General features: G+C 75.3%; 17 protein-coding genes. 11 read left to right on the plus strand and 6 right to left on the minus strand.

Annotation, left to right across the window (positions count from 1 at the left end):
• Positions 1 to 30 precede the first annotated feature (30 nt).
• The 5 genes from ACW62_RS01345 (at position 31) to ACW62_RS01365 (ending at position 4,377) form a co-directional block, all read left to right on the plus strand.
• Complete coding sequence (locus ACW62_RS01345; protein WP_053202276.1) at positions 31 to 1,065, plus strand: DUF4232 domain-containing protein; 1,035 nt, start codon at positions 31 to 33, stop codon at positions 1,063 to 1,065.
• Between the two features lie 77 nt (positions 1,066 to 1,142).
• The gene (locus ACW62_RS01350; protein ID WP_053202277.1) at positions 1,143 to 1,991 is read left to right on the plus strand and encodes a helix-turn-helix domain-containing GNAT family N-acetyltransferase; all 849 of its coding nucleotides are present in this window, start codon (positions 1,143 to 1,145) and stop codon (positions 1,989 to 1,991) included.
• 54 nt (positions 1,992 to 2,045) lie between these two features.
• On the plus strand, positions 2,046 to 2,675 hold the full coding sequence (locus ACW62_RS01355) for a 5-oxoprolinase subunit B family protein (protein WP_205629066.1): 630 nt from the start codon (positions 2,046 to 2,048) through the stop codon (positions 2,673 to 2,675).
• On the plus strand, positions 2,672 to 3,433 hold the full coding sequence (locus ACW62_RS01360; protein ID WP_053202278.1) for a LamB/YcsF family protein: 762 nt from the start codon (positions 2,672 to 2,674) through the stop codon (positions 3,431 to 3,433). Before ACW62_RS01355 ends, ACW62_RS01360 begins: the two co-directional genes overlap by 4 nt.
• The gene (locus ACW62_RS01365) at positions 3,430 to 4,377 is read left to right on the plus strand and encodes a 5-oxoprolinase subunit C family protein (protein ID WP_083459005.1); all 948 of its coding nucleotides are present in this window, start codon (positions 3,430 to 3,432) and stop codon (positions 4,375 to 4,377) included. Before ACW62_RS01360 ends, ACW62_RS01365 begins: the two co-directional genes overlap by 4 nt.
• On the opposite strand, the gene clpX is transcribed toward ACW62_RS01365, so the two are convergent.
• Complete coding sequence (gene clpX / locus ACW62_RS01370; protein WP_053202279.1) at positions 4,283 to 5,515, minus strand: ATP-dependent Clp protease ATP-binding subunit ClpX; 1,233 nt, start codon at positions 5,513 to 5,515, stop codon at positions 4,283 to 4,285. The genes ACW62_RS01365 and clpX overlap by 95 nt on opposite strands.
• Before the next feature lie 86 nt (positions 5,516 to 5,601).
• On the opposite strand from clpX, the gene ACW62_RS01375 reads away from it, so the two are divergent.
• Complete coding sequence (locus tag ACW62_RS01375; protein WP_053202280.1) at positions 5,602 to 6,654, plus strand: TetR/AcrR family transcriptional regulator; 1,053 nt, start codon at positions 5,602 to 5,604, stop codon at positions 6,652 to 6,654.
• On the opposite strand, the gene ACW62_RS01380 is transcribed toward ACW62_RS01375, so the two are convergent.
• Positions 6,601 to 7,266 (minus strand): pyridoxamine 5'-phosphate oxidase family protein, encoded by a 666-nt coding sequence (locus tag ACW62_RS01380; RefSeq protein ID WP_053202281.1) that lies wholly within the window; start codon positions 7,264 to 7,266, stop codon positions 6,601 to 6,603. The genes ACW62_RS01375 and ACW62_RS01380 overlap by 54 nt on opposite strands.
• 117 nt (positions 7,267 to 7,383) lie before the next feature.
• The gene (locus ACW62_RS01385) at positions 7,384 to 7,911 is read right to left on the minus strand and encodes a GNAT family N-acetyltransferase (protein ID WP_083459007.1); all 528 of its coding nucleotides are present in this window, start codon (positions 7,909 to 7,911) and stop codon (positions 7,384 to 7,386) included.
• Between the two features lie 142 nt (positions 7,912 to 8,053).
• Between ACW62_RS01385 and glgX the strand changes: the two genes are divergently transcribed.
• The 3 genes from glgX to treZ are packed head-to-tail and all read left to right on the plus strand — an operon-like array spanning position 8,054 to position 14,213.
• Complete coding sequence (gene glgX, locus ACW62_RS01390; RefSeq protein ID WP_053202283.1) at positions 8,054 to 10,195, plus strand: glycogen debranching protein GlgX; 2,142 nt, start codon at positions 8,054 to 8,056, stop codon at positions 10,193 to 10,195.
• A complete protein-coding gene (gene treY, locus ACW62_RS01395) occupies positions 10,192 to 12,459 on the plus strand; it encodes a malto-oligosyltrehalose synthase (protein WP_053202284.1) in 2,268 nt (755 codons plus the stop codon). Before glgX ends, treY begins: the two co-directional genes overlap by 4 nt.
• Positions 12,456 to 14,213, plus strand: a complete 1,758-nt coding sequence (treZ, locus tag ACW62_RS01400; RefSeq protein ID WP_053202285.1) for a malto-oligosyltrehalose trehalohydrolase — start codon at positions 12,456 to 12,458, stop codon at positions 14,211 to 14,213. The genes treY and treZ overlap by 4 nt, the downstream gene beginning before the upstream one ends.
• On the opposite strand, the gene ACW62_RS01405 is transcribed toward treZ, so the two are convergent.
• Positions 14,182 to 14,946 carry a sugar phosphate isomerase/epimerase family protein gene (locus ACW62_RS01405; protein WP_205629067.1) on the minus strand — a complete coding sequence of 255 codons (765 nt, stop codon included), beginning with the start codon at positions 14,944 to 14,946 and terminating at the stop codon, positions 14,182 to 14,184. The two genes, treZ and ACW62_RS01405, sit on opposite strands and share 32 nt — an antisense overlap.
• Positions 14,943 to 15,956, minus strand: a complete 1,014-nt coding sequence (locus ACW62_RS01410) for a hydroxyacid dehydrogenase (RefSeq protein ID WP_205629068.1) — start codon at positions 15,954 to 15,956, stop codon at positions 14,943 to 14,945. Before ACW62_RS01410 ends, ACW62_RS01405 begins: the two co-directional genes overlap by 4 nt.
• Positions 15,957 to 16,038: 82 nt before the next feature.
• Here ACW62_RS01410 and ACW62_RS01415 point away from each other — a divergent pair, with 82 nt between their 5' ends.
• Positions 16,039 to 16,977, plus strand: coding sequence for an ATP-binding cassette domain-containing protein (locus ACW62_RS01415; protein WP_053202287.1), 939 nt, complete (start codon positions 16,039 to 16,041; stop codon positions 16,975 to 16,977).
• Complete coding sequence (locus ACW62_RS01420) at positions 16,974 to 17,735, plus strand: ABC transporter permease (protein WP_053202288.1); 762 nt, start codon at positions 16,974 to 16,976, stop codon at positions 17,733 to 17,735. The genes ACW62_RS01415 and ACW62_RS01420 overlap by 4 nt, the downstream gene beginning before the upstream one ends.
• Here the strand turns inward: ACW62_RS01420 and ACW62_RS34620 are convergent.
• The coding region (locus tag ACW62_RS34620) for an ATP-binding protein (protein ID WP_053202289.1) at positions 17,717 to 20,084 on the minus strand (2,368 nt) is incomplete at its 5' end. The two genes, ACW62_RS01420 and ACW62_RS34620, sit on opposite strands and share 19 nt — an antisense overlap.

Here is a 20,084-nt window from a genome sequence, read left to right on the forward strand (position 1 = left end):
CGCCTCCTTCGTGGACATTAGGGTCGGTCCGTGCCGTTCCGTACCCTACTGGCCGTCGTCGCCGCCCTCGCCCTGGCCGCGTGCGGGCAGGACGCAGCCTCGACCGGCGGCGAGGACCCGATCGTCGCCGCCGCCCGCGCGCTCCCCGGCGTCGACGACGTCACCGCCGATCCCGACGGCTCGACGCTGCGCGTGCACCTCGTCCACGACGCGGCCCTGGGCGCCGGTTGGGCGGCCGAGACCGTCGACGCCCTGGTCGCGGACCGGCCCGAGACGGCGCCGCGGCTGGAGGTCTGGCTGCACCCGGCGACGCCGGCGGACGCGGAGATCGCGGTGCGGGCGTACCCGGCCCCCGAGCAGGGCGACCCGGTCGGCGACGCGTACGTGCTGGCCGGCACTCCCGGCGTGGTGCGGGCCCGGTTCGACGGCGAGACCGCCGCCGACGTGCGGGTGCGCGACGCGTCCGACCTCGCCAAGGTGGCCGACGTCGCCGTCGTCCAGGGCGTCGGGGTGGACGTCGTCCGGACGGAGGACGGGACGGCCGAGCTGGCGGTCGCGGACGTGCCGCGGCGCCCGGCGCCCGACGCACGCGGCGGCGGGCAGACCACCGCTCCGGGAACCGCCGCGCCGGCCTGCGACCCCGCCGTGCTGCGGCTGGAGCTGACCGGAGCCGACGCCGCGCTCGGCTCGCGGTTCCTCTTCCTCGCCGCGACGAACACCGGCCCGGCGCCGTGCACGCTGGCGAGCCACCCGTCGCTCGGCTTCCGCACCCTCACCGAGCAGCCGCTCGCCGTCACCGTCGTCCCGTCCGCCGCGGCGCCGCCCGTGGTCGTCGCGCCGGGCGGCCGGGCGGTCGCGATGCTGGACTGGAACGCGATGCCGACGGCCGGCAACCCGGACCTCACCTACGAGGTGCTGCTCGCCGCCGGCCCGGGCGCGCCGGTCACCGAGCTGCCGCTCACGTCGCTGTACCTCCCGGCCATCCCACCCCAGACCACCCTCGACATCGTCGACGGCGGCGAGGTCGCGGTCACCGAGTGGCGGCCGGACGGGTCGCCGTTCTGACCGAGTTCGGTCCGAGGAAATCTCAGCGATACGCGAACATCACGCAGGCGGCGATCCGGCTCCATAGGCTCACTGCCATGACCGCCGGCACGCTCGCGCACCCCGATCTGCTCCCCACCGATGACGTCGCCCGTTTCGCCGAATCCTTCGCCTGCCTGGCCGATCCGACCCGGGTCCGGCTGCTGCACGCCGTCGCGACGTCGCCCGCCGGGCAGACGGTCGGCGAGCTGACGCAGCGGCTGGGCATCAGCCAGTCCACCTGCTCGCACCACGTCCGCCGGCTGGCCGAGCTCGGCTTCGTCCACGTCGACCGCCAGGGGCCGTTCACCCGCGTCACCGTCAACGAGGCGTGCATCATCGGGCTGCCGCACATGGCCGACGTCGTCATGGGGGCGCTGGCCACGCGACCGCGGCACCCCGAGGACGTGCCCGCGGGCGTCGTCGTGCGGGAGCTGCGACTGGAGGACTGGCCGGACGTGCGCCGCATCTACCAGGACGGCCTCGACACCGGCATCGCGTCGTTCGACACCACCGTGCCGCCGAGCACCCGGCTGTCCGCCCGCTGGCTGCCCGGCCACCGCTGGGTCGCCGAGGCCGACGGCGTGGTCGTGGGCTGGACGACCATCGCGCACGCGTCGCCGCGCGAGCCGCTGCGCGGGGTGGGCGAGACGGCCGTGTACGTCGACCGGGCCCACCGCGGCCGCGGCGTCGGCAAGGCGCTGCTGTTCCAGCAGGTCACGGCCGCCGACCGGGCCGGCATCTGGACGCTGCAGACCTCGGTGTTCAGCGCGAACCGGGCCGGGCTGTCGCTGCACCACCAGGCCGGCTACCGCACCGTCGGCGTCCGGGAGCGGTTCGGGCAGCGCGGCGGCGTCTGGCACGACTGCGTCCTGCTGGAGCGCCGCGCGGGCAGCGCCTTGACATGATCGGCACGGCGTCCCTTCAATGGCCGTGAGGACGCCGGGTGGAGGGGCGAGGCGATGCGCACCAGCGAGTTGCACGTGCTTCCCTGCGGAGACCACGCGATCCTGGTCGAGCTGGACGACCTCGAGGACGTCCTCGCGCTGAACGCGGCGCTGCGCGACCACGAGCCGCCCGGGCTGGTCGACGTCGTGCCGGCGGCCGAGACGCTGCTGATCACGTTCGATCCGGGGGTGACGTCGGCGCGGCGGCTCACCGACGACCTCGCCCGGCTGCCCGGCGAGCGGCCGGCCACCGACGAACCGCCGCTGGTCGAGATCCCGGCCAGGTACGACGGACCGGACGTCGACGCCGTCGCCGACGCGGCCGGGCTGTCCGCCGCCGAGGTGGTGCGCCGGCACGCGGGCGGCACGTACACCGTCGCGTTCACCGGGTTCGCGCCCGGCTTCGCCTACCTCACCGGGCTGGACCCGCGGCTGGTGCTCCCCCGCCGCGAGACCCCGCGCACGCGGGTCCCGGCCGGCTCGGTCGCCATCGCCGACCGCTACACCGGCGTCTACCCGCGGTCCGGGCCGGGCGGCTGGCACCTGCTCGGGCACACCGACGCGGTGCTGTGGGACCTCGACCGCACGCCCCCGGCGGCGCTGCTGCCGGGCACCCGGGTGCGGTTCACGGAGGCTCCCGCGTGACGACCTCGATCGACCTCAACTGCGACCTCGGCGAAGGCTTCGGCGCCTGGCCGATGGGTGACGACGCCGGCCTGCTGGCGGTGGTGAGCAGCGCGAACGTGGCCTGCGGGTTCCACGGCGGCGACCCGACGATCATGCGAGGCGTCTGCGAGATGGCGGCCGCCCGCGGCATCACCGTGGGCGCGCACGTCGGGTACCGCGACCTCGCCGGGTTCGGCCGCCGCGAGATCGCCATGCCGGCCACACAGCTCGCCGACGACGTCCTGTACCAGCTGGCCGCGCTGGACGGCATCGCCCGCGTCACCGGGACCCGGGTCCGCTACGTCAAACCGCACGGCGCCCTCTACAACGTGATCGTCCACGACGCCGAACAGGCCGCCGCCGTCGTCGACGCCGCCCGCTCCTACGACCCGGCGCTGACGATGCTCGGCCTGCCCGGCTCGGAGGTGCTGCGCATCGCCGCCGTGCACGGGCTGCCGACCGCGGCCGAGGCGTTCGGCGACCGCGCCTACCACGCCGACGGCCGGCTGGTGTCGCGGCGCCGGCCGGGCGCGCTGGTCACCGACCCGGACGAGGTCGCGGCCCGGTGCCTGCAGATCGTCACCACCGGACAGGTCACCAGCATCGAGGGCGAGCCGGTCGCCGTCGCCGCCCGGTCGCTGTGCGTGCACGGCGACACGCCCGGCGCCGTCGGCATGCTGCGCCGGGTCCGCGAGGTGCTGACCGCGCACGGCATCCCGATCGCCGCGTTCGCATGAGCGGCGCCGGCCCCGCGCTCGAGATCGTCGAGCCGGGCCTGCTGGCGCTCGTCGAGGACCTCGGCCGGCCGGGCCTCGGCGCGCTCGGCGTCGGGCGGTCCGGCGCGGCGGACGAGGACAGCTTCCGGCTGGCGAACCGGCTGGTCGCGAACGCCGAGCGGGCCGCGGCGATCGAGTTCGTGCTGGGCGGGCTGGCCGTGCGGTTCCGGCGGACGGCGACGGTCGCGCTCACCGGGGCGACGGCGGACGTGCGGGCCGGCGACCGGGCGGCGGCGTTCAACGCGCCGTTCGCCGTCCGGGCCGGCGAGCTGCTGCGGGTCGGGCGGCCGGCCAGCGGGCTGCGCTCGTACCTGGCGGTGCGCGGCGGGCTGGGGGTCGCGCCGGTGCTCGGGTCGCGGTCGTGGGACTCGCTGGCCCGGATCGGCCCGCCACCGCTGCGCTCCGGCGACCTGCTGCCGCTGGCCGGAGACGACGACGGCGAGCCGTCCGTCGACGTCGCCCCGGTGCCACCGCGGGGTGGCCCGGCGACGCTGCGGGTGCTGCCCGGCCCGCGGGCGGACCGCTTCACACCGTGGGCGCTGGAGACCCTGTTCGGCACCGCCTACGAGGTGACGGCGGACAGCGACCGGGTCGGCCTGCGGCTGGCCGGCGCGCCGCTGCGCACCCGCGACGGCGGCCAGTTGCCGCCGGAGGGCATGGTGACCGGCGCGCTGCAGGTGCCGCCCAACGGCCGGCCGGTGCTGTTCCTGGCCGACCACCCGGTGACCGGCGGCTACCCGGTGATCGGCGTCGTCGCGTCGGCCGACCTGTCCCGGGCCGCCCAGTTGCGGCCCGGCGACACCGTGCGGTTCAGGCGGACTTCTCCCGCCGCTGCCGGCGCCCCGCCGCCCGGCCCCGTGGCAGCAGGGTCGGCAGCACGTTCGCGTCGACCGCCTCGCGGGTGATGACCACGCGGGCGACATCGTCGCGCGACGGCACCTCGTACATGACGTGCAGCAGCACCTCTTCCAGGATCGCCCGCAGACCGCGGGCCCCGGTGCCACGCAGCAGCGCGAGATCGGCGACCGCCTCGATCGCGTCGTCGGTGAACTCCAGCTCCACCTGATCCAGCTCGAACAGCCGCATGTACTGCTTCACCAGCGCGTTGCGCGGCTCGGACAGGATGCGGATCAGCGCCGCCCGGTCCAGCGGGCTGACGGTGGTGATGACCGGGAGGCGGCCGACGAACTCCGGGATCAGGCCGAACTTCAGCAGGTCCTCCGGCATCACCTCGGCGAACGGGTCGCCGCCGGGTGCCGGGCGGGCCAGGTCGGCGCCGAAGCCCAGACCGCGCCGCCCGGTGCGCGACCGGATCGTCTCATCCAGGCCGGCGAACGCCCCGGCGACGATGAACAGCACGTTCGTGGTGTCGATCTGGATGAACTCCTGGCCGGGATGCTTCCGCCCGCCCTGCGGCGGCACGCTGGCCGTGGTGCCCTCCAGGATCTTCAGCAACGCCTGCTGCACGCCCTCGCCGGACACGTCGCGGGTGATCGACGCGTTCTCGCTCTTGCGGGCGATCTTGTCGACCTCGTCGATGTAGATGATGCCGGTCTCGGCCCGGGCCACGTCGTAGTCGGCCGCCTGGATCAGCTTCAGCAGGATGTTCTCGACGTCCTCGCCGACGTAGCCGGCCTCGGTCAGCGCGGTGGCGTCGGCGATGGCGAACGGTACGTTCAGCAGCTTCGCCAGCGTCTGCGCGAGGTACGTCTTGCCACACCCCGTCGGGCCGATGAGCAGGATGTTCGACTTCGCCACCGTGACGTCCGACGCCGGCGCCCGGACCCGCTTGTAGTGGTTGTAGACGGCGACCGCGAGCGCCTTCTTGGCCGCGTCCTGGCCGATGACGTACTGCTCGAGGAACTCGTGGATCTCGCGCGGCTTCGGCGGGTCGACCGGCTCGCCCGCGGCGTCGAAGGCGGGGTCCTCCTCGATCAGCTCGTTGCAGACCTCCACGCACTCGTCGCAGATGCAGACGCGGGCCGGCCCCGCGATCAGTGTCTTCACCTGCTTCTGGCTCTTGCCGCAGAAGGTGCACGTCATCGAATTCAGACCCACATTTCAGATGTTCGGACCATCTGGATGGTGACGGTATCCTGGATCGCGAGCGAAGACAACGGGAGGCGCTGATGGTACGGCTCACCCGCGCGCAGACCCAGGAGCGCACCCGGTCCGGCGTGTTGGCCGCGGCCCGCGCCGAGTTCGCCGACCGCGGCTACCGCGACGCGACGATCGACGGCATCGCCGCCCGCGCCGGGCTCACCCGCGGCGCCATCTACGCGAACTTCGCCGGCAAGCGGGCGCTGTACCTGTCGGTGCTGGCCGCCGACGCCGAACGGGCCGCACGGACGGGCCACGGCGACGCGGCCGGGACGGTCACGCCACGGGAGGCGCTCGGCGCCATCGCCCGGGCCCGCCTCGGCTCCGGCCTGCCCGCCGACGTCCTCGACGACGAGCCCGCGCGCGCCGCGTACGCGCAGCTGCTGGAGCTGGAGGCGTTGGTGCTCGGGCTGGCGCTGGAGCGGCTCGGGCTGCGCGGGCGGGCCGTGCGCGTCGCGGCGTCGGCGCTGACCCTGCTGGCCGGCGCCGACCACCTCGCCACCGCCGCACCGGGCTTCGTCGACCAGTTCGACGTCGTGGCCGCGTGCGAGCTGCTGACCGCGCTGCCGGCCGACCGCGGCTGGCCGCGGGCCTACCTCCAGCACGTCTCCCCCGCCCGGCCGGTCGACGAGCCATGGCCGGACGGTCCCGCGCCCCGCGACGGCGTCGTGCACGTGCTGGGCCTCTGCCGGCTGGAGGCGGCCGAGGAGTCCGTCCGGTCCGCGCCCGCCGGCGCCGCCGTCACCGTGGCACTGGTGACGGGCGAGCCGGACGAGCTGGCGCCGCTCGCCCGGCTGGTGCTCGCCCGGCTCGACGCCACGCTGCGCCGGGCGATCCCCGAGCGGGCCCGGCCGCCGGTGCGGCTGCTGCTCGGCCCCGCGGCCGACGCCCTGGCCGCGGCCGCCGGCGTCACCGAGCCCTCCGACGGCACCGAGGTCGCCGTCCGCGTCGCGGCGGGCCGCATCGTCGCCCACGCGGACGGGCGCGGCGCCGGCGCGGCGCCGGCCACGCGGCCGCGGTGGTGCCCGTCACGACAGCCGTGGCGCGCCCTGCCTGAGCGCCCGCCTGGCGTGCGCGCCTAGCCCGCGCGACGCCGCCACCCCGAACGCGTCGCCGCCCTTGGCCTTGCGGTCGTCGGTGCCCCATTCCCGGTTCCGCGGCACCGGCAGCAGCCGCGGCACGTGCTTGGAGCAGTGGATGTAGGCCTCCTCGACGTGCACCGTCACCCACCGCTCGGGCCGCCGGCCGGGCACGTCGGCGTCGACCGGCTCGTCCGGGTGCCACTCGGCGAACTCCGACGGCGACAGCAGCGCCGCCGCACCGTTGACGTGCAGGCCGACGAGGTCGCGCACGAAGTCCATGAAGAGCAGGCCGACGTGGCCGTTCTCGACGATGTTGCCGGCGCTGGCCATGACGCCGTTGCCTCGGTACTCCGGCCAGGCCAGCGTCCGCGGGTCCAGCACCCGGACGAAGCCCGGCGGGCCGGCCCGGAACGTCACGTCGCACTCGCCGCCGCCGTCGGCCGAGCCGACGAACACCATCTCCATGCGGCCGACGAACTCGCGCATGTGGCCGTTGAGGTGGTCGGCGACCTGCTCGCGGTAGAAGCGGTCGGCCCGTTCCCGGCTGCCGGATGCCTCCTGCAGTGCGTGCTCGCCGGCCGAACCGGGCCGATCGTGCGCAGCATCGTCCATGTGTCTACCTCCGCTCCCCCGCCCCCGGGTGGCGTACGACGCACCATGATCGCCTACAGGAGGTGATCTTCGATAGTCAAACGCCAGAATTCGGTCACTCTGTGTGGTTCTTCACGTTTAGCTCGGCAGGATCAGCGCCAGCAACGGCGGCCAGCCGGGCCGCCGCCAGACCGGGCTGGCCTCGCCCACCACCTCCCAGCCGCGCGCCTCGTACCAGCCCACGACGGACGCCGCCGGCCCGATCGGCAGCACGTCGAGGCAGGGCGCGAGGTCGTGGTCGCGCATCCACCCGACGGCGGTGCCGAGCAGTGCCGCGCCGGCGCCGTCACCCTGCCGGTCCGCCGCGACGAACAGCCGCCCCACGACGGCGCAGGCGGCGACCGGCCGGCCGTGCGCCTTGCTCCAGGCGTCCTGCAGGACGGTGCCGGCGCCGTGGTCGGTGGTCGCGGCGGCGCCGACGCTGACGTGCCCGGCCGGGCGGTCCGAGTCGTCGGCGGCGACGAACGCGGCCAGCCGGTCCGGCTCCTCGATCCACCCGGCCGGGTCGTCCGGCAGGTGGTACGGGTAGCCGGTGACCTCGTGGTCGCGCGTCAGAACGGCCGCCAGCTCGGGCACGTCGCCGGGCCTGCGGGGTCGGATCCTCATCCGCACCACCGTATGCGGCGCATCCGCGCCCGGATCGGCCGGGCAAGCCGATCCAGTGGATTCGAACGGCCCGACCAGCGAACATGGAGGCCTGACTCGCGGCGCAGCGAGCACCACACCGAACCGCGACGAAAGGCCACCGATGACCTCTGCCGAGCCGATGCCGCAGTGGCCGGGCGCGGCGTACCCGCTCGGTGCCACGTACGACGGCTCCGGCACCAACTTCACGCTGTTCAGCGAGGTCGCCGACGGCGTGGAGCTGTGCCTGTTCGACGGCGACGGCGCGGAGACGCGGCTGCCGCTGACCGAGGTCGACGGCTTCGTGTGGCACACCTTCCTGCCCGGCGTCGAGCCCGGCCAGCGCTACGGGTACCGCGTCCACGGCCCGCACGACCCCAAGGCCGGTCACCGCTGCAACCCGGCGAAGCTGCTGCTCGACCCGTACGCGAAGGCCGTCGACGGCACGTTCGAATGGCACCAGGCGCTGTTCGGGTACGACTTCGGCGACCCGGACAGCCGCAACGACGACGACTCCGCGCCGCACATGCCCAAGGCGGTGGTGATCAACCCGTTCTTCGACTGGGGCACCGACCGCCCGCCGCGCCGCGAGTACGCCGAGACCGTCATCTACGAGGCGCACGTCAAGGGCCTGACGAAGACCCATCCGGACATCCCCGAGGAGATCCGCGGCACCTACGCGGCCATCGCGCATCCGGTCGTCCTCGACCACCTCACGTCGCTCGGCGTCACCGCGCTCGAGCTGATGCCGGTGCACCACTTCGCCAACGACTCCACGCTGCTGGAGAAGGGGCTGTCGAACTACTGGGGCTACAACTCCATCGGGTTCTTCGCGCCCGACCCGAAGTACAGCTCGGCCACCACGCCGGGCGCGCAGATCGGCGAGTTCAAGGCCATGGTGCGGGCGCTGCACGAGGCCGGCATCGAGGTCATCCTCGACGTCGTCTACAACCACACGGCCGAGGGCAACCACCTCGGCCCGACGCTGTCGTTCCGCGGCATCGACAACGCCGCCTACTACCGGCTGGTCGACGACGACAAGCGCTACTACCTCGACTACACCGGCACCGGGAACTCGCTGAACGTCGGCAACCCGCACTCGCTGCAGCTGATCATGGACTCCCTGCGGTACTGGGTCACCGAGATGCACGTCGACGGCTTCCGCTTCGACCTCGCCGCCACCCTCGCCCGCGAGTTCTACGACGTCGACCGGCTGTCGGCGTTCTTCGACCTCGTGCAGCAGGACCCGACGGTGAGCCAGGTGAAGCTGATCGCCGAGCCGTGGGACCTCGGCCCGGGCGGCTACCAGGTGGGCAACTTCCCGCCGCAGTGGACGGAGTGGAACGGCAAGTACCGCGACACCGTCCGCGACCTCTGGCGCGGCGAGCCGGCCACGCTGGGCGAGTTCGCGTCGCGCCTCACCGGGTCGGCCGACCTCTACGAGCAGTCCACCCGCCGCCCGGTCGCGTCGATCAACTTTGTCACCGCCCACGACGGCTTCACGCTGCGCGACCTCGTCTCGTACAACGAGAAGCACAACGAGGCCAACCTCGAGGGCAACGCCGACGGCGAGAGCCACAACCGGTCGTGGAACTGCGGCGTCGAGGGCCGCACGGACGACCCCGAGGTCAACGCGGTGCGGGCCCGCCAGCAGCGCAACTTCCTCGCGACGCTGCTGCTGTCGCAGGGCGTGCCGATGATCTCGCACGGCGACGAGCTGGGCCGCACGCAGGACGGCAACAACAACGCGTTCTGCCAGGACAACGAGCTGGCGTGGGTCGACTGGGACGACGCCGACCGCGCGCTGCAGGAGTTCACCCGGCGCGTCACGGCGCTGCGGGCGGCGCACCCGGCGTTCCGGCGGCGCCGGTTCTTCAACGGCCTGCCGGTGCGCCGCCCGGGCGCCGAAGGGCTGCCCGACATCGACTGGCTGCGCCCCGACGCCAGCCCGATGACGGAGGCCGACTGGGACGCCGGGTTCGGCCGGGCCATCGCGGTGTTCCTCAACGGCAACGGCATCGCCGAGGTCGACGCGCGCGGGCAGCGGGTCGTCGACGACTCCTTCCTGCTCTGCTTCAACGCCCACCACGAGCCGCTGGAGTTCACCCTGCCCGGCCCCGAGTTCGGCACCGCCTGGGACACCGTCCTCGACACCGCCGACGACGACGCCGGCGACCGTGGCGGGCCGCGCGCGGCCGGGTCCGTCGTCACCGTCCAGGCGCGGTCACTGCTGGTGCTGCTGACGCCACGGGACGCCGCGACGTGAGCGCCGGGCCCGCGAGCACGTACCGGCTGCAGCTGAGCGCGGCGTTCCCGCTCGACGCCGCCGCCGGGCTGGCCGGCTACCTGCGCGACCTCGGCGCCGGTGCGCTCTACCTGTCGCCGCTGCTGTGCGCCTCGGCCGGGTCGACGCACGGCTACGACGTCGTCGACGTCACCCGCATGGACGACGAGCGTGGCGGCGAGGCGGGCTGGCGCGCACTGGTGGCGGCGGCCCGGCCGCATGGGCTACACATAGTCGTGGACCTCGTGCCGAACCACCAGGGCGTCGCCGACCCCGGGCAGAACCCGGCCTGGCACGACCTCCTGCGGCACGGCCCGGCCTCGGCGTACGCGCCCTGGTTCGACGTCGACTGGCCGGCCGGGCGGCTGCTGCTGCCGGTGCTGGACCGTCCGGACGCCATCGAGCTGGACGGCGACGCGCTGCTGGCCGCCGGCGTGCGCTACCCGCTGGCGCCGGGCAGCGGGCCGCGGCCCGGCGACACCGCGGCCGACGTGCACGCCCGCCAGCACTACGAGCTGGCCGAGGCGCGCCGGGCCGAGGACGACCTGACCTACCGGCGGTTCTTCGCGGTCACGTCGCTGGCCGGGGTGCGGGTCGAGGACCCCGAGGTCGCGGCGGCCACGCACGAGCGCGTCCTCCGCTGGGTCGCCGAAGACGCCGTCGCCGGGCTGCGGGTCGACCACCCGGACGGGCTGGCCGACCCCGGCGGCTACCTGCGCCGGCTGCGGGCGCAGGCGCCGGACGCGTGGATCCTGGCGGAGAAGATCCTGGAGCCGGGCGAGACGCTGCCGGCCGGCTGGCCGGTCGACGGCACCACCGGCTACGACGCGCTCGCCGAGGTGGGACCGCTGTTCGTCGACCCGGCGGCCGAGCCGGCGCTGGACCGGCTGTACCGGTCGGTGACCGGCGACGAATACGACTGGCCCACGCACGTGCTGATCGGGAAACGCGCGGTCGCCACCACCATCCTGCGCTCGGAGTTCCACCGGCTGGCCCGGCTGGCGCCGGACGTGCCGCAGGCGTTCGCGGCGCTCACCGAGCTGGCGCTGTCGTTTCCGGTCTACCGTTCCTACCTGCCGTCGTCCGGCGCCGACGACCTCGCCGCGGCGTTCGCGGCGGCCCGGCGGCGGCGACCGGCACTGGCCACGGCCTTCGACGCGCTGGAGCCGCGGTTGCGGGACGGCGCCGACGAGCTCTGCGTGCGGTTCCAGCAGACCACCGGCGCCGTCATGGCCAAGGGCGTCGAGGACACCGCCGCCTACCGGTACACCCGGTTCGTCGCACTCAACGAGGTCGGCGGCGACCCCGCCCGGTTCGGCCTGGGCCTCGACGACTTCCACGCCGCCCAGGAGCGCCGGTTGCGCGCCGCGCCGCACTCGATGACGACCCTGTCCACCCACGACACCAAGCGCGGCGAGGACGTGCGGGCCCGGCTCGCGGTGCTGGCCGAGGTCCCGGACGAGTGGGCGGAGCTGGTCCGGCTGCTGGCGAGCGAGGCGCCGCTGTACGACGCCACCGCCGGTTACCTGCTGTGGCAGACGGTCGTGGGCATCGGCCTGGACCACCGCGACCGCCTGCATGCCTACGCCACGAAGGCGCTGCGCGAGGCCGGCACCGTCACCACCTGGGCCGATCCGGACGAAGACGTCGAGGCCGCGGCGCTGGCCGCGCTCGACCAGCTGGCCGACCGGCCGGAGCTGCGCACGGCGGTCGACCGGTTCATCGAGCGCGTCACGCCGTACGGCTGGAGCAACGCGCTGGGCCAGAAACTCGTGCAGCTCACCATGCCCGGCGTGCCCGACGTCTACCAGGGCACCGAGGGGTGGGACGACTCCCTCGTCGATCCCGACAACCGCCGCCCGGTCGACTGGCCGCGGCTGCGGGCGCTGCTGGCGGAGCCGACCGCTCCTCCCCTGGTCGACGACACCGGCGCCGCCAAGGTGTGGATGGTCTCGCGGACGCTGCGGCTGCGCCGCGACCGGCCTGAGCTGTTCACGGCGTACCGGCCGGTCCGGGTGCACGGTCCGGCCGCGGAGCACGCGGTGGCGTTCGACCGCGGCGGCGCGGTGACGGTGGCGACGCGGCTGCCGGTGCGACTGGAGCGGCGGGGTGGGTGGGCGGACACCGTCGCTGAGCTGCCGAGCGCTCTGTTCGACGTGCTGACCGGGCGGCCGTACGGTGGGACGGTGCCGCTCGCGACGTTGTTCGCCACCTATCCCGTCGCGCTACTCGTCCCGCCCGCATGACGACGTTCCTGGTCTGGGCACCGGCTGCCCGTCGCGTGGTGCTGCGGGCCGGCCGCCGCACGGCGCGGGCGGTGCGGGCGCCGGGCGGCTGGTGGACGGCGCACGCGCCGGCGCCGGCGGGCACCGACTACGGCTGGCAGCTGGACGACTCCCCCGACCTGCTGCCCGACCCACGGGCCGCCTGGCTGCCGCACGGCGTCGAGGGCCGGGCCCGGGTCTACGACCACGCCGCGTTCGAGTGGACCGACGCCGGCTGGACCGGCCGCCCACTGGCCGGCGCCGTCCTGTACGAGCTGCACATCGGCACCTTCAGCCCGGAGGGCACCTTCGACGGCGCGATCGGCCGGCTCGACCACCTGACCGGCCTGGGCGTCACCCATGTCGAGGTGCTGCCGGTCAACGCGCTGGCCGGCCAGTGGAACTGGGGCTACGACGGCGTCGGCTGGTTCGCCGTGCACGAGCCGCTGGGCGGGCCGGACGGCTTCAAGCGGTTCGTCGACGCCTGCCATGTCCGCGGGCTGGCCGTTCTGCTGGACGTCGTCTACAACCACGTCGGCCCCAGCGGCAATCACCTGCCCCGGTTCGGGCCCTACCTCACCGACGGCGCCGGCACCGCCTGGGGCGACGTCGTCAATCTCGGCGAGCCGACGGTGCGCCGCTACGTCGTCGACAACGCCCTGATGTGGCTGCGCGACTACCACCTCGATGGCCTGCGGCTGGACGCCGTCCATGCGCTGGTCGACCCGCTGGCCGGGCGCGGGCACCCGCACCTGCTGGCCGAGCTGTCCGCGGCGGTCGAGCGGCTGGCCGGCGAGCTGGGCCGGCCGTTGCCGCTGATCGCGGAGTCCGACCTCAACGACCCGGTCCTGATCGAGCCGCGCATCGAGGGCGGACACGGCCTCGACGGCCAGTGGGACGACGACGTCCACCACGCGCTGCACGCGCTGCTCACCGGCGAGCGGCAGGGCTACTACGCCGACTTCGGCTCGCTGACGGTGCTGGCCAAGGTCGTGCGCGACGCGTTCCTGCACGACGGTCGGTTCTCCTCGTTCCGCGGCCGGCCGCACGGCCGCCCGATCGACCGCGCCCGCACGCCCGGCCACCGCTTCGTCGTCTGCCTGCAGAACCACGACCAGGTCGGCAACCGCGCCGCGGGCGAGCGGCTGACCGAGCTGGCCACGCCCGCCCGCCAGCGCATCGGCGCGGTGCTGCTGCTGACGCTGCCGTTCACGCCGATGCTCTGGATGGGCGAGGAGTGGGCGGCCACCACGCGCTGGCCGTACTTCACCTCGCACCCCGACCCGGTGCTGGCGGCCGCCATCGGGCCGGGACGGCTGGAGGAGTTCCGGCGGCACGGCTGGGACACCACGGCGATGCTCGACCCGCAGGACCCGGCCGCGTTCCGCACCGCCCGGCTGGACTGGACCGAGCCGGAGCGGCCGAAGCACGCGCGGATGCTGGACCTCTACCGGCGGCTGATCGCGCTGCGGGCGGCCGAGCCGGAGCTGCGCGACGGCGACCTCACCGCCGTCGCGGCCGGGTTCGACGAGGCGGCCGGCTGGTTCGTGCTGCATCGGGGGACGCTGCGGGTGGCGGTCAACCTCGCCGGCGAGCCGCGGCGGGTGCCGCTGTCCGGCGCCGGCGGCGAGCTGCTGCTGGCCACCGGCCCGGTGGCACTCGACGGCGCCGTGGCCGAGCTGGGCGCCGAGACCGCCGCCGTCGTCAGGACGAGACCAGCCACTCCCGCAGCGTGACGGCGTCGCGGACCAGCGCTTCGGGATCGTCGCCGGGGACGAACTCCAGCAGCGCGTAGCGTTCGGCGTCGTCGCGGCTCGCCAGCGTGCCGAGCACCGGCGTCCACAGCGCCGCGCCGTCGGCCAGCGGCAGCCGGGCGCCGTCGGCCGTCCAGGTGAACACGTGCACCGTCACCAGGTCCGGCAGCAGCGCCGTCGCCTCGCGCAGCGCGTCGTCCGGGTGCTGGCCGAGCCGTGGCTGCCAGTACGGCCGCAGCCCCGGGTGGCCGACGGCGGCGTAGAGCGCGAGCGCCGACTCCAGCGTGTCGGTGAGCGTGTTCGGGTGGTGCTCGACGGCGATCTCGACGCCGTCGCGGGCGGCCAGTTCGGTGACGCGCCGCAGGTCGGCGGCCACGCGGCCGCGCTGTTCCGCCGTCGCGGCGGCCGAGCCGAGCGTCCCGGCCCAGACCCGGATGCGCGGCGCCCCCAGCGCCACCGCCGAGCGCAGCACGTCGTCGAAGTCGGCCGGATCGTGGTCGCCGGCCCGGTAGTACGAGCCGTACGCGACCACCCGGACGCCGTGATCGGCGCTCGCCGCCGCGGTGCGCTCGGCCGCCGCGACGTCGCCGACCGGGACGTGCACGTCGCCGCCCCACTCGACCGCCGTCAGCCCGGCCCGGCCGATGACCCCGAGCACGTCGTCGACGCCGAGCTGGCGGAACGTGATGGACACCAGGCCGGTCCGCACCCTCACGCCTGCACCACCAGGTCGGCGCGGCGCACCTCGTGCTCCAGCGGCCGGCCGGCGGCGAACCGCTCCAGCTCGTCCAGCGCCAGCGCGGTCAGCCGGCGGCACTCGGTGCCCATGGCACCGGCGACGTGCGGCGTCAGCACGACGTTGGGCAGCCGGTACAGCGGCGAGTCCGGCGGCAACGGCTCCGGATCGGTGACATCGAGGACGGCGTCGAGCCGGCCGCGCTCGCACTCGGCGGTCAGCGCGGCGTGGTCGACCAGCGCGCCGCGGGCGGTGTTGATCAGCGTGGCGCCGTCCCTCATCAGCGCACATCGACGCGCGTCGATGAGGTGGCGGGTCTCCGGCAGCGACGGCGCGTGCAGCGTGACGACGTCGGCGCGGGCCAGCAGGTCGTCCAGCTCGACCACCTGAGCGCCCGCGGCGGCCACCGCGGCCGGGTCGGCGTACGGGTCGGCCACCAGCACCGTCAGCTCGAACTGCCGGAGCAGCTCGGCCACCCGGCGGCCGATGCGGGAGAACCCGACGACGCCGACGACCCGCCGGTAGTTCGACGCACCGGTGATGTCGTCGCGCCAGGCCACCTCGCCGGGGTGGGCCCGGAACCCGGCCGCGAACCGCGGCACCCGCTTCCCCGCGGCCAGGATCGCGGCCAGCGTGTACTCGGCCACCGGGACGGCGTTCGCGGCGGCCGCCGTCGTGACGACCAGCCCGCGCTCCCAGCAGGCGTCGGTGACGTGGTGCTTGACCGAGCCCGCGGCGTGGAACGCGGCCCGCAGCCGCGGCGCGTCCGCCAGCACGTCCTCGTCGAGCGGCGGGCAGCCCCACGACGTGACCAGCACGTCCACCTGCCCGAGCGCCGACCGTACGGCCGGGTCGGCGAACGTCGCCACCGGTCCCGGCAGCACCAGATCCGCCAGCTTCTCCAGCCGCGCCCGCAACTCGTCGTCGAACAGGTCGCGGTAGGCGGTGTCGGACATGACCAGCATGGCGCTGACCGGCTCAGTCGTCATGCCCCCAGGGTAAGCGCTTGCTCAACCCGGCCCGACAGCGGTTTGTGCGCGATCTGCCAGCGGCCCGCGGCACGCTGCCGGCATGACAGACGCGATCCGGACAGAAGGACTGGTCAAACGGTTCGGCGACACCACGGCGCTGGCCGGGGTCGACCTCGGCGCCGCTCCGGGCACCGTGCTGGGCGTGCTCGGCCCGAACGGCGCCGGCAAGACGACGGCGGTGCGCATCCTCGCCACGCTGGTGCGCCCGGACGCCGGGCGGGCCCTCGTCGACGGGCTGGACGTGACCCGCGACGGCGACGCCGTCCGCCGCCGCATCGGGCTGACCGGCCAGTACGCCTCGGTCGACGAGGACCTCACCGGCCGGGAGAACCTGGTGCTGTTCGGCCGGCTGCTGGACCTGCGGCGGGCCGACGCCCGGCAGCGGGCCGACGACCTGCTGGCGCGGTTCGAGCTGACCGAGGCCGGCGGGCGGCGGGTGTCGACGTACTCCGGCGGGATGCGCCGGCGCCTCGACCTCGCCGCCAGCATGGTCGCGCGGCCGCGCGTGGTGTTCCTCGACGAGCCCACCACCGGCCTGGACCCGGGCAAGCGCGAGGACGTGTGGCGGATGATCCGGTCGATGACGGCCGACGGCGGCACCGTGCTGCTGACCACGCAGTACCTGGAGGAGGCCGACGCGCTGGCCGACGAGATCTCCGTCCTCGACCACGGGCGGGTGATCGCGCACGGCACGCCGACCGAGCTGAAGCGGATCGTCGGCGGCCAGACGCTGGCCGTCCGCCCGGCCGATCCCGCCCGGGTGCCCGACGCCGCCGCGCTGCTGGAGCGGGTGGCCGGGCGCTCCCCCGATCTCGCGGGCGGGCTGCTCACCGTCGCGGTGGACGGCGACGGCGTGCTGGCCGAGGTGGTGCCCGCGCTGGCCGCCGCCGGGATCGCCGTCACCGAGCTGGCGCTGCGGCTGCCGAGCCTCGACGAGGTGTTCTTCACGCTCACCGGCCGGACCGAGGTGGCCGCATGAGCGCGCTGGCCCGCCACACCGTCGTCCTGGCCGGACGGGGCCTGACGAAGGCCCGCCGCAACCCCGGCGTGTTCCTCGACGCCATCTTCCTCCCGGTGGTCTTCCTGCTGATGTTCGTCTACCTGTTCGGCGGCGCCGTCGCCGGGTCCACCCGGGACTACCTGCAGTACGTGTTCCCCGGCGTGCTGGTGATGACGGCGATCCTGGCCGGCCTCACGTCCACCGGGCTGAGCATCAACCTGGACATCAAGAAGGGCGTGTTCGACCGGTTCCGCAGCCTGCCGATCCCGCGGTCGGCGCCGCTGCTGGGCACGGTGCTCGGCGACGTCGTGCGGTACGTCGTGGCGGTGGCGACGCTGTTCGCGCTCGGCCTCGCCCTGGGTTTCCGGCCGTCGGGAGGGTTGGCGTCGACGCTCGCCGCGGCCGGGCTGGCGATCGTCTTCGGCTTCGCGCTGAGCTGGGTGAACGTGCTGATCGGCGTGGTGGTGAAGGAGGAGACGCTGGTGACGTCGGTGGCGTTCCTCGGCATCTTCCCGCTGGCGTTCGGCACCGACATGGTGGCACCGGCGGACACGCTGCCGGGCTGGCTGCAGGCGTGGGCCGACGTCAACCCCGTCAGCCAGGCGATGGACGCGGCCAGCGGGCTGATGCTGGGCGGGCCGGTGCGCGACGCGGTGCTGGCGACGCTTGGATGGTCGGCCGGGCTGCTCGCGGTGTTCGTCCCGCTGGCGGTGCGGGCCTACCGGCGCCGCGCGTAGTCCTGGACCAGCGCGGCCGCGTCCGGGCCGGCCAGCGACCGGCCGTGCTCGTACGCCGTCACGAACCGGTCGTCGCCCAGCTCGGCCCGCAGCCGCGCGGTCAGCCGGGCGACGTCGGGGTTGAGGCCGTCGGCGGCGCCGCGCAGGGCGTGCGCCGCGCCGAGCGCCTCGGCCGCCGGCTTCGGCTCCCCGGCCCTGTGCCGCAGCGCCGCCGCGCCGACGCCGACCGCCGCGACCAGCGGCAGGTCCTTGATGTGGGCGGCCGCCTCGCCGGCCGCGGCCAGCTCGCGGACGGCGCCGGCGGCGTCCCCTTCGGCGACGGCGAGGTGCCCGGCCGACGTGCCGAGGATCGCGGTGAACATCGGCTCGGACGTCTGCGCGACCTGCTCCCCCGCGGCCGCGTACCAGCGCCGCGCACCTGCGAGGTCGCCGGCCAGCCGGTCGAGGTCGCCGAGCAGCACCCGGACCAGCACGACGCAGTGCACCGACGCCCCGGCCGCGGCGTCGAGCAGCCCGGTCAGCTCGGCCCGGGCGCGGTCCGGCGCCCCGGTCCAGGCGTGCAGCTGGGCCAGCCAGGCACGCTGCTCGATCGCCTCGTCGGCCGGGTCGAACACCTGACGCAGCCGGATCGCGCGGTCCAGCGCGTCCGCCGCCCGCGGATCGGCGTACATGGTCTGCATCAGGGCGAGGAACGTGAGCGCCGTCGACTCGCCCCAGAGTTCGCCCGCCGCCCGGTAGGCCGCCGCCGCCTCGGCCAGCGCCGCGCTGGCGCCCTTCATGTCGCCGCTGGTCCCGCCCAGCATCGAGCGGACCAGCAGCAGCCCGCCACGGGTCCAGTCGTCGGCGCCGGCGGCCGGTCGCTCCGTCGCGGCGAGGCCGGTCTCGATCTCGTCGGTCAGCAGCGCCAGCAGCGGCTCGGCCAGCGTCAGGACGGGGTGCGCGGCGGGCGGCGCCGCGGCCGTCCACTCGCGTAGCCGGCCCGCGATCGCCAGCGCCTCCGGGTTGTGGCCGCCGAGCAGGGCGTTGAACACGTAGTACGTGGCCACGACCGCGCGGTGCCCCGGGTCGGCCGGGCCGTCGAGGTCGAGCAGCCGGCGCAGCCGGTGGATGGTGGTCGTGTGGTCCGACGACACGGTCCAGAACTGCGCCAGGGCCGCGCCCAGCCGCGTCGCCGCCGCCGGGTCCGTCGCGGTGGCCAGCTGGACCGCGGTGCGCAGGTTCTCGCGCTCGGCCCGCAGCACCGGCAGCAGCCGCAGCTGGTCCGCCGTCCGCAGCCCCGGCTCGGCCCGCTCGGTCAGCTCCAGCACCGACGCGACCAGCGCGGCCTCCGCGGCGGGCCGGCCGCCGGACGCCGTCAGCCGGGCCAGCGCGAACTCGCGGATCGTCTCCAGCATGCGGTACCGCGGCTCCGGGCCGTCGTCGGCGAGCTGCAGCAGCGACTTGTCGACCAGCACGGCGATCAGCTCCGACGCGTCCGGCCCGGCCTGCGCGGCCGCCGTGGCCGGTGTGACCACCGGGACGACGCCGAGCCGCTCCAGCAGCGTCCGCTCCGGCTCGGTCAGCAGCTCCCAGCTCCACGCGACGAGGTCGCGCAGCGTGCGGTGCCGCTGCTCGGCGGTCCGCGCCCCGCGGGTGAGCACGCCGAAGCGGTCGCCGAGCCGGCGGGTCAGCTCCGGCAGCGGCAGCGAGCGCAGCCGGGCGGCGGACAGCTCGACCGCCAGCGGGAGGCCGTCCAGGCGGCGGCAGACTTCCGCGACGAGCGCCGGGTCGAGGTCCGCGTCCGGCCGGACGTCGCGGGCCCGCTCGGTGAACAGCCGGACGGCGTCGGCCTCGGCCAGCGGACGGACCTCGTACAGCGCCTCGCCGGGCAGCCGCAGCGGCTCGCGGCTGGTCGTCAGCACCCGCAGCCGCGGACAGCGCGCCAGCAACTCGCCGGCCAGCGCGGCCGCCGCGCCGACGACGTGCTCGCAGTTGTCCAGCAGCAGCAGCGTCTCGCCGCCGCCGAGCGTCTCGACCAGGCGTTCGGTGGCGGTACGCGCGGGCGCCTCGACGGTGACCGGTGCGGCGTGCGCCAGCAGCGCGTCGGCGGCGGCCGTCGCCACGTCGTCCTGGTCGGCGACGGCGGCCAGCTCGACCAGCCGGACCGGCGTCGGCAGCGTCGCCGCGGCCGCGACCGCCAGCCGGGTCTTGCCGGCCCCGCCCGGGCCGGTCAGCGTCACCAGCCGGGCCCGGCCGAGCGCCTTCGTCACCCCGGCGAGGTCGTCGTCACGGCCGATCAGCGAGGTCAGCGGGGCCGGCAGCGGCGGGAGCGCCTTGGGTGCCGGGGGCGCGGGCCGCGGGGCCGGCTCG

The organism is Jiangella muralis (genome assembly GCF_001270745.1).
GTDB lineage: Bacteria > Actinomycetota > Actinomycetes > Jiangellales > Jiangellaceae > Jiangella > Jiangella muralis.